The organism is Stenotrophomonas sp. 86156_Sma (genome assembly GCF_056481625.1).
Genome location: NZ_CM151157.1, coordinates 2,819,091 through 2,833,751 on the forward strand (window position 1 = coordinate 2,819,091; position 14,661 = coordinate 2,833,751).

The 14,661-nt window shown below is 67.5% G+C and carries 12 protein-coding genes; 7 read left to right on the top strand and 5 right to left on the bottom strand.

Going from position 1 to position 14,661, the window contains the following annotated elements; genetic code table 11:
• Positions 1-20: 20 nt before the first annotated feature.
• Positions 21-497 carry a MerC domain-containing protein gene (locus ACZK33_RS13105; RefSeq protein WP_125893594.1) on the top strand — a complete coding sequence of 159 codons (477 nt, stop codon included), beginning with the start codon at positions 21-23 and terminating at the stop codon, positions 495-497.
• An 86-nt stretch (positions 498-583) separates the two neighbouring features.
• Here the strand turns inward: ACZK33_RS13105 and ACZK33_RS13110 are convergent, their stop codons facing one another.
• Positions 584-2,716, bottom strand: a complete 2,133-nt coding sequence (locus ACZK33_RS13110; protein WP_478453444.1) for a TonB-dependent receptor — start codon at positions 2,714-2,716, stop codon at positions 584-586.
• Between the two features lie 188 nt (positions 2,717-2,904).
• On the opposite strand from ACZK33_RS13110, the gene ACZK33_RS13115 reads away from it, so the two are divergent.
• From ACZK33_RS13115 to ACZK33_RS13135, 5 genes are all read left to right on the top strand, one after another.
• A complete protein-coding gene (locus ACZK33_RS13115; protein ID WP_423175531.1) occupies positions 2,905-3,759 on the top strand; it encodes a helix-turn-helix domain-containing protein in 855 nt (284 codons plus the stop codon).
• A gap of 99 nt (positions 3,760-3,858) precedes the next feature.
• Positions 3,859-4,236 (top strand): copper homeostasis periplasmic binding protein CopC, encoded by a 378-nt coding sequence (copC, locus tag ACZK33_RS13120; protein ID WP_049399735.1) that lies wholly within the window; start codon positions 3,859-3,861, stop codon positions 4,234-4,236.
• A gap of 10 nt (positions 4,237-4,246) precedes the next feature.
• Positions 4,247-5,131, top strand: a complete 885-nt coding sequence (gene copD / locus ACZK33_RS13125; RefSeq protein WP_423175530.1) for a copper homeostasis membrane protein CopD — start codon at positions 4,247-4,249, stop codon at positions 5,129-5,131.
• Positions 5,132-5,176: 45 nt separating this feature from the next.
• Positions 5,177-5,875 carry a heavy metal response regulator transcription factor gene (locus ACZK33_RS13130; RefSeq protein ID WP_423175529.1) on the top strand — a complete coding sequence of 233 codons (699 nt, stop codon included), beginning with the start codon at positions 5,177-5,179 and terminating at the stop codon, positions 5,873-5,875.
• Complete coding sequence (locus ACZK33_RS13135) at positions 5,872-7,239, top strand: heavy metal sensor histidine kinase (protein ID WP_423175527.1); 1,368 nt, start codon at positions 5,872-5,874, stop codon at positions 7,237-7,239. Before ACZK33_RS13130 ends, ACZK33_RS13135 begins: the two co-directional genes overlap by 4 nt.
• Before the next feature lie 65 nt (positions 7,240-7,304).
• On the opposite strand, the gene ACZK33_RS13140 is transcribed toward ACZK33_RS13135, so the two are convergent.
• Positions 7,305-8,198, bottom strand: coding sequence for a LysR family transcriptional regulator (locus ACZK33_RS13140; protein WP_423174269.1), 894 nt, complete (start codon positions 8,196-8,198; stop codon positions 7,305-7,307).
• 106 nt (positions 8,199-8,304) lie between these two features.
• On the opposite strand from ACZK33_RS13140, the gene ACZK33_RS13145 reads away from it, so the two are divergent.
• Positions 8,305-9,048 carry an SDR family oxidoreductase gene (locus ACZK33_RS13145; protein WP_423174268.1) on the top strand — a complete coding sequence of 248 codons (744 nt, stop codon included), beginning with the start codon at positions 8,305-8,307 and terminating at the stop codon, positions 9,046-9,048.
• Between the two features lie 113 nt (positions 9,049-9,161).
• Here the strand turns inward: ACZK33_RS13145 and ACZK33_RS13150 are convergent, their stop codons facing one another.
• Genes ACZK33_RS13150 through ACZK33_RS13160 form a run of 3 tightly spaced genes read right to left on the bottom strand, consistent with a single transcriptional unit; the run spans position 9,162 to position 14,652 of the window.
• On the bottom strand, positions 9,162-12,239 hold the full coding sequence (locus tag ACZK33_RS13150; protein WP_423174267.1) for an efflux RND transporter permease subunit: 3,078 nt from the start codon (positions 12,237-12,239) through the stop codon (positions 9,162-9,164).
• The gene (locus ACZK33_RS13155; protein ID WP_423174266.1) at positions 12,236-13,408 is read right to left on the bottom strand and encodes an efflux RND transporter periplasmic adaptor subunit; all 1,173 of its coding nucleotides are present in this window, start codon (positions 13,406-13,408) and stop codon (positions 12,236-12,238) included. Before ACZK33_RS13155 ends, ACZK33_RS13150 begins: the two co-directional genes overlap by 4 nt.
• Complete coding sequence (locus ACZK33_RS13160; protein ID WP_423174265.1) at positions 13,405-14,652, bottom strand: TolC family protein; 1,248 nt, start codon at positions 14,650-14,652, stop codon at positions 13,405-13,407. Before ACZK33_RS13160 ends, ACZK33_RS13155 begins: the two co-directional genes overlap by 4 nt.
• Positions 14,653-14,661: the final 9 nt, after the last annotated feature.

Sequence of the window (14,661 nt, forward strand, 5' to 3'; positions counted from 1 at the left end):
AATTGTTACTATGTAACATAATGGACCACATCCCCCCGACCCCCGCAAGGGCCCTGGCCCAGCCGCCAACTTCGGCACGCTGGCATCCCCGTTTCGATCTGGCCGGTGCCTGGCTGTCGCTGGCCTGCGCCGCCCATTGCATCGCCCTGCCCCTGCTGCTGGCCTTCGTGCCGGCGGCAATGATGGCGCTGCGCTCGTTCCAGCACCCCGGCCACGGCGTGATGACGCTGCTGTTGATGATGTCGCGCTGGGAATGGTTGTTCGCATTGATGGCCTCAACGTTGGCGCTGGCCAGTACCACGGCCGGGCTGCACCGGCATGGGCGCTGGCTGCCGGTGCGGCTGGCCGTGGTTGGCGCGATCCTGCTGGTGTCAGCGTCGCTGTACCTGCCTTTGAAGGAATCGCTGCTCTGGCATGGCGTGGCCACCGCCTGCGGTGGCGTGCTGCTGGCATGCGCGCACATCGGCAACCGGCGGGCATTGCACGGCCACAGGTAGCGTTCCGAAGATGCCGGCCAGCGGCCGGCACTACCGTTTCGTTGGACCGGTAGCGCCGGCCGCTGGCCGGCGCGCGGCCCGCCTCCTCAGAAGCGGTAACCCACTTCCGCGCCGAAGATGCGCGGGCTGTCGACCGGGCCGTAATAGTTGCCGTCGCGCCCGAAGGCCAGGTTGTCGAAGATCAGGCCATTGATGCGGCGCTTGTTGGTCAGGTTCTGTACGAACACCCGCGCGCTCCACGGCCCGGTCTCGTAGCCCAGCTGCGCACCGAGCACGGCCACTGCGGGCTGGAACGCGCGGTTGCGTTCATCCAGTGCACTGGAGCCGGTGAACTGCGATTCCAGCCGTGCATGGATGCCGGAGTCGAACTGATAGCGCGCCGCCAGATAGCCAGTGTAGTGAGGGGTCAGCTTGACCCGCTTGCCATCCAGGTTCTGGTCCACGCTGACCCACAACCTGGTGTACTTCGCATCGACGTAGCCCACATTCGCCATCAGGGTGAAACCGGGCAGCACTTCGAACACGCCCTCCAGCTCGGCACCGCGCGAACGGATCGAGGCATCCGAACCCACGTAGTCCGACGAGATCGGGCGGCCGTTGCCATCGGTGGCCACCTGGATTTCCTGCCAGTTGTCCGAGGTGATGTGGAACAGCGCGCCGCCGATGTGGCCACGGCCGCCGGCCAGGTTCATCTTGAAGCCCAGCTCATGGCTCCACATGCGCTCGGATTCGTAGCGCAGTACCTTGTCGTTGACCACATCGCTCTGCGCCGCGGCCAGATTGAAGCCACCCGGAATATAGCCCTTGGCCGAGGCCGCGTAGAAGGACAGGTCGTCAGTGGCGTCGTAGCGCAGCGACACCCGCGGCAACGTGGCCGAGAAGGTGTGCGCCAATGCGGCATCGCGATACAGCACGCGGCCACCGGCGCCCAGGTCCAGCGCACCGGCGCGCTGTTCGGTGGAGCGCCGTGCCTGCTCATGGCGCAGGCCGGCGCTGGCGGTCAGCTTCGGCAACGCCGGGAAGGTGTAGCTGGCGGTGGCGAAGACGCTGTAGTCCTCGCCCTTGGAGGTCTGCCGCGGCGCCAGGTTGTAGCTGTCCAGCCCATGCAGCGCCGGTCCGACGAAAGTGCCCAGGATCGAATCCTTGCTGTTGCGGTAGGTCGACACACCGGCCATCCAGGTCAGCGCCTGGTCGCTGGGCGAGCTGAAGCGCGCCTCGGCCGTCCATTCCTTCTTCCTGTCGTAGATGCGGCCGGCCAATGCCGGGCTGTTGGTCATGTCGAAGTCGTAGCCGGCCGAGGTCACCTCCTCGTCCCGCCAGGAAGCGGCCACGTCCAGCGTACCGGCCTGCAGCTGCCACTGCGCACTGAGGCCGGCCACCGTTTCGTCCTTTTCGGTGCGCTTGGGGGTATCGTTGATGTAGGTGAAGTCACCGGCACGGCGGCCGCCATTGAGCGATGTGCCGTAGGTGCGGTTGTAGAGGCCGGTATCCAGCGGCAGGTATTCATACTCGAACATGCCCGGCGCGCGGGTGCGCAGGTGATAGGCCAGCGCGTTCACCGAAACGTAGTCGCTCGGCCGCCAGCGCAGCTTGCCCTGGAGGTAGCCTTCGCCGACCTTGCCGCGCGCACCGGAAGGTGTGAGGTTCTTCAGGTAGGCGTCCTCATCGGAGCCCATGAACGCCACCGAGCCGGACAGGCTGCCCGTCTTGTTCAGCGGCCCTGCCAGGAAGCCATCGAGAGCGGTGCCATTGCCGTTGCCGAACCAGGTGCTGCGCACATTGATCTCGCCCTCGCGTGCATCAGCCGGGCCGCGTGTGCGCACCAGTACCAGGCCGGATTCGCTGTTGGCGCCGTACAGCGTGCCCTGCGGGCCGCGCAGCACCTCCACCGACTCGACCTGGTTGAGCACGGCATTGCTCAGCTCGCGGAACGGAATGCCATCGATGTAGACCGAGGCACGATTGACCAGGAATGGATTGGACTCGATGCCGCGGATCGAGATGAACATGTTGCTGAGCTGCCCCATTGCGTTGAACTTCACGTTGGGCGCGAGCTTGTCGAGGTCACGGAACTCGGTGACGCCCGCTTCCTTCAGGGCCTGCCTGTCGAGCACCGTCACCGACAGATCGCTCTTCAGGTAAGGGGTATCGCGCTTGGAACCGGTGACGCGGACACCGTCGAGCGTGGCCGGGTCGGCCTGCTGGGCAAGGGCGGGCAAGGCAGGAACGAGCAGGGATGCTGCGATGAGCGCGGCAGCAGGCGTGGACGACTTCAAAGCGGGAACCTCGACGGATGGAGTGGCGGACGCGCGGGCGGCAGCAGCGCGGGACAAGAGTGTTATCCTGTAACATTAGAGCCCTGCCGCCACTCCATTTCCGGCAGCGCCGCTCCATTCCCGGATCCGTGATGCCCGCCCTCGCCGACCAGCTGCTGCAGGAAACCCGGTCGCAGGCCCCTGCGGCCTACGCCAGCGACGATGGTGCGGCGGTGCTGCTGCGTCATCGATTCGATGCCAGCGAAGGTGAGATGGGACATCCGCAGCAACTGCGCCTGGGCCTGGCCGTGGGCGGCGGCGGTCGGCTGCAGCAGCGCACCCTCAGCGGTCTTCTGCAGGCGCCGTGGCGGCCCGGCCAGTTCAATCTGGTGCTGCCGGGAGACACCGGCACCTATGCCAGCCCCGCGGTCGATCTGCTCGGCATCGCCATCGATACCCACCTGCATCCGCAGGATCCGCAGCAGTTGCAACAGCTGCAGCCGCTGGCGGCGCGGCTGCACCACGACCCGGTGATTACTTCGGTGCTGCAGGCGCTGTGGTGCAGCGCGCAGGCTGATGTTTGCCTGCCCGGCTTCCTCGAGCATGGCGCGCAGGTGCTGCTGCACCGCCTGGGTCAGCTTGCCGGGCTTGCCTGCACGGAACGCGGCAGGGACACGGCACTGTCCACGCGGCGGCTGCAGCAGCTAGAGGCCTACATCGATGCACAGCACGGCCAGCCTCTTGAGGTCGCACAGTTGGCCGCTGCGGTGCAGATGGAACCGTCCACCTTCGGTCGAGCGCTGCGCGCCGCCACCGGCCTGCCGCCCTATGCGTTCCTGACCCGACGCCGCATGCGATGGGCACGCGGGGCACTGGCCCAGGGATGCAGCGTCACCGAGGTTGCGCTGGCCAGTGGCTACGCCAATCCCAGCAAGTTCAGCGCGGCGTTCCGGCGTGTGGTCGGTTGTTCGCCGTCAGCATGGATCGCGCAGTCACGGGCCCGGTAGTGCCGGCCGCCAACATTACGAACTGGTAATGTCCAGGTCAGGGCCTCGAAAGGCGGTGGACGTCACCCTGCAGGCCACTTCCTCATCGGTGATCCGCATATGACCCGCTCCCTGTTCCGCGTCGCCCCGCTCGCCCTGCTGCTGTCCGGCCTTTCGGCCGCGCCGCTGGCGCTGGCCCATCCCAGCCTGGTGCGTTCGACGCCAGCGGCCGATGCCACCGTGGCCCCGGCCAGCCAGATCGAGCTGCAGTTCAGTGAGAAGGTGATGCCGCGTGCCACCCGCATCGAACTGAGCATGGACCACGGCCGCATGAAGATGGCGATGCCAACCACGGCGCAGGAGATCTCCGAGGACGGCCACACCCTGCGCGCGCGCTTTGCCAAGCCGCTGCCCGCCGGCAGTTACGCGCTGCAGTGGCGCGCGGTCGGCCAGGACAGCCATCCGATCACCGGCACCTACCGCTTCACCGTGAAGTAAGGCCGCTGCTGTGGCCGAGCTTTCGCCGTATGCGCTGCGGCTGGCGCTGTATCTGGCCCTGATGCTGCTGTTCGGGCGGATGCTGTTCGTCCGCCCCGGACTGCCGCGCAGCGTCTCGCTGGGCCTCACTTTTGTGGCACTGGTGCTGGTCGGCATCGATGCGGTGACCCGATTGTCCGGCGTGCTTGGCATATCACCGGTCGACATCGATGGCGAGACAGCGCGCTGGTTTCTTACCGGTACGCCGGTGGGCGAGGCGGGACTGCTGCGCATCCTGGCCCTGCTGGCGATGCTGCCGCTGCTGGCAGTCAATCGCCCGGTGCAGGGCCTGCGCCGTCCTGCACTGCTGGCACTCTCGGCGGTGACCCTGGCCAGCCTCGCCTGGAACGGCCACGCCGCTGCTGGCGATGGGATCGCTGGCAGGCTGCGTCTTGCTGCCGGCATCGTGCACCTGCTGGCGGCCGGCGCCTGGATCGGTGCGATCGCCGCCATCGTGCAGCTGGCACTGCGCCGCCAGGGCCTGCGCCTGCGCGAACGCACCCACGAACTATGGCAGGCCGCGCACGGCTTCGCCGTGCCCGGCACGATCATCGTCGCCCTGCTGGCGATGACCGGCACCTATACCTATGTCGATCTCGGCGGTTCCATACAGACCCTGACCGGCGCCGCGCATGGACGCTGGCTGCTGCTCAAGCTGGCACTGGTGGGTGGCATGCTGGGCCTGGCCGCGCTGCATCGCTGGCGGCTGGTGCCGGCGCTGGCGGTCTCCATCCGGGGTGGCTGGCAGCCCAGGCCGCTGCGTTCACTGCGCCACAGCCTGGCCTGCGAATCGGTACTGGCCGTGCTGGTGCTGGCCTGTGTCGCGATTCTCGGCACGCTGGATCCGCTGGCATGAGACTGCGCAGCCAGCCCACGCCCAAGCTGCGATGATGGGCGCATCATGAAACTGCTGATCGTCGAAGACGAACCCAAGACCGGCAACTACCTGCGCCAGGGCCTGATCGAGGCCGGCTACGTGGTCGATCTCGCCTGCAACGGCGTCGACGGGCTGCACCTGGCCGGTAGCGGCGAGTACCAGCTGGTCATTCTCGATGTGATGCTGCCCGGTCTGGATGGCTGGAATGTGCTGTCGCGGCTGCGCGAGGCCGGCTGGCAGGTGCCGGTACTGTTCCTGACCGCGCGCAGCAGCATCGCCGACCGCGTGCAGGGCCTGGAGCTTGGGGCCGATGATTACCTGGGCAAGCCGTTCGCCTTCGCCGAGCTGCTGGCACGCGTGCGCACGCTGCTGCGCCGTGGCCAGGCGCTGCCGCAGGCCGAACGCATCGTCGTCGCCGACCTGGTGGTGGATACCCAGCGCCGCCGGGTGGAGCGTGGCGGCCAGCGCATCGCGCTCAGCCAGAAGGAGTACACCCTGCTGGAACTTCTGGCGCGGCGGCGCGGTGAAGTACTGCCGCGCTCGTTGATCGCCTCGCAGGTGTGGGACATGAACTTCGACAGCGACACCAATGTGATCGACGTGGCGATCCGCCGCCTGCGCGCGAAGATCGACGATGACTTCGACGCCAAGCTGATCGTCACCGTGCGCGGCATGGGCTACGTGCTCGAAGCACCAGACGACGGCGCTGTGAGCAACGGATGAGCCTCCGCCGTTCCATCGCGGTGCGGCTGACGCTGCTGTTCGCCATCGTGGCCACGCTGGTGCTGGCCGCACTGGGCGTGGCGATCTATGTCAGTGCCCGCCATGACCTTGTTGCCCAGGACTTCATCGAACTGGAGAACAAGGTTGCGTTGATCCGCGATATTGCTGGCAATGGGCCCGCCGCCGCACGCGGCCCGCGGTTGGCAGAGGCGCTCAGCCATCATCCCGATATCGCCTTCCACATCGTCAATGGCCACGGAGCCGTGCTGTTCTCGACCGCACCGGCACTGCTGCGCGAGCACGCACGCAGCCAGCCCATCGACGCCGCGCCACGGCGGCACGACTGGATTCTCGACGATGGTCGCTGCATGCATGCCCTGCACCTGCGGCAGACCCTGGCCGACGGCAGCCAGCTGGTCACCCTGCTGGCCATCGATGACGACCGCCATGCCGATTTCCTGCAACGCTTCCGCCATCTTCTGGCGATCGCCATCATCGGCGCCGCCGTGGCCAGCAGCCTGCTCGGCGGCTACGTAGTGCGACGCACGCTGCGACCGCTGCGCACGTTGGCCGATGAAGCCCGGCAGATCACCGCCGGTCGATTGCAGCGGCGTCTGAGCGCGCGCACGGCACCGGCCGAACTGGAACAGCTGGCACAGACACTCAACGGCATGCTGGCGCGCCTGCAGCAGGACTTCGCGCGCCTGACTGAGTTCTCTGGTGATCTGGCCCATGAGCTGCGCACGCCGATCACCAACATGCTGACCCAGGTACAGGTGGTGCTGGCCCACCCGCGCAGCAACGAGGCCTACCGCGAGACGCTGGCCTCGTGCGCCGAGGAGCTGCAGCAGTTGGCGCAGACCGTGGGTGACCTGCTGTATCTGGCGCAGGCCGAGGCGCCGGGCGCACTGCCTTCGCGCGAGCCGGTGGCACTGGATGGGGTGGTGGATTCGCTGCTGGAGTTCTATGACCTGCTGGCCGAGGACCGGCAATTGACCCTGCGCCGCGACGGCGTGGCGAGCGTGGAAGGCAACCGTCTGATGCTGCACAGGGCGATCGGCAATCTGCTGTCCAACGCGTTGAAGCACGCAGCCGTGGGCAGCGAGGTGCGGGTGCAGCTGGTCGAGGCCGATGGCATGTGCAGGGTCCGCGTGCACAACCTCGGCCCGCCGATTGCCGAAGCAGCACTGCCGCGCCTGTTCGATCGCTTCTATCGCGGCGAGCGTGGCCGCCACGAAGGTGCCGGACTGGGCCTGGCGATCACCCGTGCGATTGCACAGGCGCATGGCGGAACGGTAAGCGTGACCTCCGATGAAACCGGCACCGTGTTCGAGCTGGTGCTGCCAAGCGCATCAGCCCGGTAGTGCCGGCCGCTGGCCGGCAACCTTGGCACATCACGCGTGTTGCAGTTGCCGGCCAGCGGCCGGCACTACCTCATCTGGTCGAACACCCCGGCCACCCAGTCGATGAACACCCGCAGCCGCGGCGACGGTGTGCGGTTGCGGGGGTAGACCAGGCTCAGTGGACTCGGTGTCGGCGGCGCGTCCGGCAACAGCTCGACCAGCTGCCCGCGCGCGATGTAGGGGTCCATCCGGTAGCTCGGTGCCTGGATGATGCCGAGACCCGCCAAGGCGGCACCAAGGAATGCGTCCGCGCCGGAAACCCTCACCCGCGCGGGCAGCGGCACATAGCGCACCTGCCCACCCTGCTGGAACTCAAGCGGAATCAGCTGGCCGGTGGCGCTGGAGCGATAGCCGACCATCTGGTGGCCTTGCTCCAGTGATTCGATGGTCTCGGGCACACCGTGCGCCTGCACATAACCCGGTGCGGCCACCGTAACTTCCCGCAGCATGGTCAACCGGCGCGCCGCCAGATCGCTGTCGGCCAGCGTCCCCACCCGCAACGCCGCATCCACGCCTTCGCGCAGCAGGTCAACATAGCGGTCGCCTTCGCTGACCTCCAGTTCGATCTCGGGGTAATGCTGCAGGAAGTCCGGCAGATGCGGAAACAACAGATGCCGGCCCAGTGTGCCATGCACTTCGATGCGCAGCGGGCCACGCGGCGGCACGTCACGGAACGCGGCTTCGGCATCGTCCATGTCGGCGATCAGGCGCAGGCAACGCCCATAGAACGCCTCGCCTTCCAGGGTGGGCACCACCAGCCGCGTGGTCCGGTGCAGCAGGCGCACGCCCAGCCGATTCTCCAGCGCCTTGATCGCATCGGTCACCGTGGCCCGCGGCAGGCCGAGGTCCTCGGAGGCACGGGTGAAGCTGCGGCGCTCGACGATACGGACGAAGGCACGCATGGCCGTGAATCGGTCCAATGTTCGGCAATCCGGATTATGTTGGCGGATTATGCATGATTATCCGAACTGATGAGATGGCGAAGATGGCACTGCGCCACTCCGGCGTGTCCTGCTGGAACCGACCATGCCCACCTCCTCCGCCCGCCGCGTCGCCCTGGTCACCGGCGGTTCCCGTGGCATCGGCGCGGCCATTTCGCGCCGCCTGGCCGCCGACGGCCATGCCGTGGCGATCAACTACGCCGGCCGCCGCGATTACGCCGAAGCACTGGCCGCCGAACTCACGGCCACTGGCGCACACGCCGTCGCGCTGCAGGCCGATGTGGCGGACCCGCAGGCGGTGCGCCAGCTGTTCGACGCCATCGAGGCGCGCTTCGGCGGTATCGACGTAGTGGTGAACAGTGCCGGCGTGCTGCAGTTGGCGCCGCTGGCCGACAGCGACGATGCCTTGTTCGAGCGGGTGATCGGGATCAACCTGAAAGGCGCTTTCAACGTGCTGCGCGAGAGCGCGCGACGGGTGCGCGACGGCGGCCGCCTGATCAGCCTGTCCACCAGCGTGGTCGGCATCAGGCTGGAGAACTACAGCGTGTACGCGGCCAGCAAGGCGGCGGTGGAAACGATGGCAGCGATCCTCAGCAAGGAGCTGCGTGGGCGCAACATCACCGTGAACACAGTAGCTCCCGGCCCGACCGCCACCGACCTGTTCCTGGAGGGCAAGTCACCGGAACTGATCGAGCGGTTGGCGAAGATGAATCCCCTGGAACGGTTGGGTACGCCGGAGGACATCGCCGGTGCGGTGGCCTTCCTGGCCGGTGCCGATGGCGGGTGGATCAACGGCCAGGTGCTGCGCGCCAATGGCGGGATGGTGTAGGTAGTCGCCCACCTTGGTGGGCGCGTCGCCGCGTGCCCACCAAGGTGGACACCTACCGGGCCATGCCTGGCGGCCGGGTCGCATCCACGCATGGCGTGGATCTACGGTGCCGATCATCCGGCGCGGGCCTCGCGGCGCCGGTGCACCCAGTAATACAGCGTCGGCAGTACCAGCAGGGTCAGCAGCATCGCCGACAGCAGGCCGCCGATCACCACCACCGCCAGCGGCTTCTGGGTCTCGGCACCGATCGCATGCGAGGTCGCCATCGGCAGCAGGCCGAACATCGCCAGCAGCGCGGTCATCAGCACCGTACGCAGGCGCTGCAGCGAGCCCTGCACCACCGACTGCAGCAGGTCCATGCCCTGCTCGCGCAGCTGCGCGAAGCGACTGAGCATCACCACGCCGTTCAGCACCGCCTGCCCGAACAATGCAATGAAGCCGATGGCCGCCGATACCGACAGCGGAATCCCGGTCAGCCACAACGCCAGGATGCCGCCGATCATCGCCAGTGGCACGTTGGCCAGGATCAGTGCTGCGCTGCTGATGTCCTTGAAGGCATCGAACAGCAACACGAAGATGATCAGCACCGACAGCGGAATCACCCAGCCCAGCCGCTTCATCGCACGCTGCTGGTTCTCGAACTCACCGGACCATTCCAGCCGGTAGCCTTCCGGCAGCTGCACGCTGGCGTCCACACGCTTGCGCATGTCGGCCACCACGCTGCCCATGTCACGCCCGGCGATGAAGATGCTCACCGCCTTCACCCGCTGCGTGTTCTCGCGCGAGATGTTGATCGCGCCGCTGGCCATGCGGAAGTCGGCCACGTCGGACAGCGTCACGGTGTGGCCATCGCCGATGCCCACCGGCACCGTGCGCAGCCGCTGCAGGTCACGATCGGCATCGTCCAGGCGCAGGGTGATCGGGAACTTGCGGTCGCCTTCCCACAGCTCGCCGACCTGGCGCCCGCCCAGTGCGGTCTCGATCACCTCGTCGATGTCGCGCACGTTCAGGCCATAGCGTGCGGCGCGGTCGCGGTCGATCTCGATCTGCAGCTGCGGCAAGGAGCCATCGCGGTCGATGAAGGCACTCTCCACGCCCTCCACCCCACGCACCTGGCCCAGGATCGCCTGCGCCTGCCGGTTCAGTACGTCCAGATCCGAGCCACTGACCTTGATCACCACCTGGCCTTTGATCTGCGAAATGCTCTCCAGGATGTTGTCGCGCACGGGCTGCGAGATCGAGAACTCCGGCCCCGGAATGCGTTGCTCCAGCGTGCGCTGCAGGTCGCTCACCAGCTGCCGCTTGTCCACGCCCTTCGGCCATTCCTTCTCCGGCTTCAACGCCACCAGCGCCTCGATCTGGTTGGCGCCCTTGGCATCGGAGCCGTCTTCCGGGCGCCCCAGCTTGGCCACCACCGTCGACACCTGCGGGAAGCTGCCGACCAGCTCACGGATGCGCCGCGACTGTTGCTGCGCTTCGGCCAGGCTGGTGCTGGGGTCGAGTGTGGCGGTCAGCCAGATCGATCCTTCGTCCAGCTCGGGCAGGAACTCCGAGCCCAGGCGGGTGCCCAGTGCCAACGTACCCACCAGCAACGCCACTGCGGTCAGCACCACCGCACGTGGCCGGGCCAGTGCGCGCTCCAGGATCGGCCGGTACCAGTCGGTCAGGCGGTCCATCAGCGGGTTGCCATCGCGCATGCGGTCCCGTCGCAGCCACCAGTAGCAGAACAGCGGCACCACGGTCAGCGCCAGGATCAACGCACCTATCAGCGCAGAGGTCACCGAGTACGCCATCGGCGCGAACATGCGGCCTTCCTGCCGCTGCAGGGTGAAGATCGGGATGTGCGCGGCGATGATGATCAGCATCGAGAAAAAGGTCGGGCGACCCACTTCCGATGCGGCCGAAAGAATGGTCGAGAAGCGCGTCTTCCGATCGGCCGTAGGTGGCAGCTTCGACAATCGCGACACGATGTGCTCGGTGACGATCACTGCGCCATCGATGATGATGCCGAAGTCCATCGCACCCAAGGACAGCAGGTTGGCCGGCACGCCCCACAAGTGCAGGCCAAGGAAGGTCGAGAGCAGCGCCAGCGGCATCATTGCCGCCACGATCAGTGCGGCGCGGGCGTTGTACAGGAACAGCCACAGCACCAGGAACACCAGCACCGCACCTTCCAGCAGGTTGCGGAAGACGGTCTTCAGCGTGGTAGACACCAGCCACGAGCGGTCGTAGAACGGCTCGATGCTGACCCCGGCCGGCAGCTGGTTCGCTTCGATCTCGGCGATGCGCGCATGCAGGGCGTCGAGCACGTCGGACGGATTCTCGCCCTTGCGCATCAGCACCATGCCGAACACAGCATCGTCATTGTCGTCCTGGCCGACCAGACCCTGCCGTGGCAGGCCGGTATCGGCGATGCTGGCCAGGTCGCGCACCAGGATCGGCGTACCGCCGCGCTGCGCCACCACCACGTTGCCGATGTCACCCGGCGAACGCATCAGGCCCACGCCGCGGATCAGGAACTGCTGCTGGCCGCGCTCCACGTAGCCGCCGCCGGCATTGGAGCTGCCCTTCTCCAGCGCCTCGGCGAATTCACCGAGGCTGATGCCGCGGTCACGCAGCTTGTCCAGGTCCGGCTTGACCTGGAAGGTGCGCGCGAACCCGCCGAAGCTGATCACATCGGCCACGCCCGGCACGGTGCGCAGGCTGCGCTCCATCGTCCATTCCTGCACCGTGCGCAGCTGGGTCGGCGTCATGTGCGGGCCCTTGAGTACGTAGCGGTAGATCTCGCCCACCGCCGAACTCATCGCCTCCAGCTCCGGGGTCACGCCCTCCGGCAGCTCCACGCCCTGCAGGCGCTCCAGCACCTGCTGCCGCGCGAAATAGTCGTCGGCCTTGTCGTCGAAGGTCAGGATGATCATCGACAAGCCGAACTGGGTATGCGAGAACACCCGCACCGAATGCGGAATGCCGGACAAGGCCACTTCCAGCGGCATCGTCACTTCGCGTTCCACCTCTTCGGCGGCGCGGCCCGGGTGCAGCGACACCACCGTCACCTGGGTGTCGGAGACGTCCGGGAAGGCCTCCACCGGCAGCACGCGGAACGCGGCGATGCCGCCGCCGATGAACAACAGCAGTGCCAGCATCACCATCAGCGGCTGGCGCAGGCAATAGGCAATCAGGCGATCGATCATGGGGCGGCATGCCCCGCGCCGGTGCTGGCGGCCGCTGGCGCGCTGTCGACCAGCTGCTGCAGCAGCAGGCCCCCTTCGACCACCACCCTGCTGCCAGCCGCCAGACCGTCACGCACCCACAGTCGACCGTCACCCAGCTCCTCGGCGTGCACGGCGTGGCGCACGTAGCGGCCCTTGCCCTCTTCCACGAACACTACCTGCTTGCCGTCGATCAGCAGCACCGCCGCATCGGGCAACGAGACACCGCCCTCGGCCGGCAACGCCACCTGGGCGCGCACATACTGTCCCGCCTTGAAGGCGCGTGCGCGATTGTCCAGCTCGGCGCGTGCCTGCACCACGCGGCGTTCGCTGTCGACGAAGTCATCCACGTGCTGCAGGGTCGCCTGAAGTGACTGTCCATCGGCGCCGGGCACGCTCACCTGCATGCCGGCCTTCAAGCGTCCAGCCAGGCTTTCGGGAATGTCCAGCAACAGCCACAGGCGGTCCGGATCGCCGATCACTGCCAACGGCTGATCGCTGTCGGGGCTGACCGACATGCCCGGGCTCATCCGCCGCTCCACCAGCACGCCATCGATGGGAGCGCGCAGCGGCAGGCGCTGGTCGACGTGCTGGCCGTTGCCATAGGCCTTGGCGAAGGCGGCCGCGCGTGCATGATCAGCCTGACTGCCAGCGAAGTTTGCCTCGGCCTCGTCCAGTTCACGACCCGACGCCACTCCCGCCGCATGCAGTTCGCGGGTACGGTCCAGTTCCTTGCGTGCCTGCTGCAGCTCGGCGCGACCACGGGCACCTTCAGCCTGAGCCTGGCCGAACTCGGGCGAGGTGATCCAGGCGATGACCTGGCCGGCTTTCACCTTCTGCCCCGGCTGTGCCTCGATGCGCGCTACCTGCCCCGACAGCGGCGTGTGCAGTGCGCTGGAGCGCGTCTCATCCCAGACCACCCGGCCCGGCAGCTGCAGGCTGGCGCTGGCGCCGGCACTCACTGTCTCGCTGCGCAGCACGTCCAGCTGGCGGCTGTCGGAAGGAAACTGAATCTGGCCGGCGCTGACCCGAGGTGCGTCCTCAAGATAGGAAGCTGGCTCCCGACCACAGCCGCCCAGCAGGATCAGCGCCAGCAAGACGGGCAGCACGGCGTATCGCGCCTGCGGGCGATAGGCGACGGTGGACTTCATCGGGACTCTCCTTCAGCAACAGATGTGGCCGCTTCCCAGCGCGCCACGGCAATGGCATGGTCGGCACGCGCTTCAATCAGCGCGGCCTCGAAGTCGCGCCAGCTGCGGCGCGCATCCAGCAGATCGGTCAGGCTGGCGGCGCCGCGGCGGTAGGCCAGCTCGATGCCCTGCACGGCCTTGCGTGCGGCGTCTGACTGCAGCCCCTCGTACTCGGTGCGACGCTGTGCGGCGGACTGCGCACTGGCCTGCAGCTGGTCCAGTTCGGCGCGTGCTTCGCGCTGCAGCACCTGCATTTCCAGTGCGGCGCTGTCGCGGTCGGCCTCGGCACGCTGGATCGCGCCGCGCGCCCGCGACGGCCCACCCAGCGGAATGGTCAATGACACGCCCCAGGTGACACCGCTGATGTCGGTCGGCTCTCGTTCGGCCTCCACGCCCAACTGGATATCGCGATGGCGCTCGCTGCGCGCCAGTGCCACGCCGGCATCGGCGGCTGCCAGGCGCGAGCGTGCAGCGCGCAGATCCGCGCGCTGCTGCGGATCGAACGCGCGCTCATCGGCCCTGGCTGCGGGGTCTGGCCAAGGATCATCGGCGCTGAGGTCATGGCTGTCGTCACGTCCGAGCAGCATCCCCAGCACACTCCGCGCGTCACGCAGATCCAGTGCTGCCTCGCGCGCCGCATCCGCCACAGCCAGGTCGTCCACCGCCAGGCGCGCGCGATCCACCGGCGCCATCGCCCCTGTCGCGACCAGCTTGTCGGCAGCCGCCATCTGCTCGACCGAGCTCTGCCGGTTGGCGTCGGCAATCTGGGCCCGCTCCTGCGCGCCCTTCAGGCCGAAATAGGCTTCATGCAGTGCCACCTGTTGTCGACGACGGGTATCGAGCATCTCCAGCCCTGCCACTTCCAGCAGCGCGTCGGCCTGGCGGATGCGCAACGCACGCTTGCCACCACGTTCCCAGGTCCAGCCCAGGCCCACGGTGCTGTCCACGCGCTTGTCCTGCCAGCGCCCGGGGCCGATGCCATGCTTGGAGCTGATCTTGCTGGTGCCGATCGACAGCTCGGTGGCCGGGCGCAATGCCGCCGTCTGCGCATCGCCCTGCACACCGCGCAGCTCCAGTGCCGCCGCGCGCAGGTCCGGGTTGTGTGCTTCCATTGCGCGCTGCGCCTCTGCAAGGGACAGCGCCGAAGCCGCAGGCGCGCACAATAGGGCGGCAAGCAAGGCCGCAAGACGAGGGGAGAAATTCATGCACGTCAC

Coding starts and splice junctions, on each gene's coding strand:
- ACZK33_RS13105 (WP_125893594.1), top strand. CDS start 21: ATGGACCACATCCCCCCGACCCCCGCAAGGGCCCTGGCCCAGCCGCCA.
- ACZK33_RS13115 (WP_423175531.1), top strand. CDS start 2,905: ATGCCCGCCCTCGCCGACCAGCTGCTGCAGGAAACCCGGTCGCAGGCC.
- ACZK33_RS13145 (WP_423174268.1), top strand. CDS start 8,305: ATGCCCACCTCCTCCGCCCGCCGCGTCGCCCTGGTCACCGGCGGTTCC.
- ACZK33_RS13130 (WP_423175529.1), top strand. CDS start 5,177: ATGAAACTGCTGATCGTCGAAGACGAACCCAAGACCGGCAACTACCTG.
- ACZK33_RS13160 (WP_423174265.1), bottom strand. CDS start 14,652: ATGAATTTCTCCCCTCGTCTTGCGGCCTTGCTTGCCGCCCTATTGTGC.
- ACZK33_RS13150 (WP_423174267.1), bottom strand. CDS start 12,239: ATGATCGATCGCCTGATTGCCTATTGCCTGCGCCAGCCGCTGATGGTG.
- ACZK33_RS13135 (WP_423175527.1), top strand. CDS start 5,872: ATGAGCCTCCGCCGTTCCATCGCGGTGCGGCTGACGCTGCTGTTCGCC.
- ACZK33_RS13155 (WP_423174266.1), bottom strand. CDS start 13,408: ATGAAGTCCACCGTCGCCTATCGCCCGCAGGCGCGATACGCCGTGCTG.
- copC (WP_049399735.1), top strand. CDS start 3,859: ATGACCCGCTCCCTGTTCCGCGTCGCCCCGCTCGCCCTGCTGCTGTCC.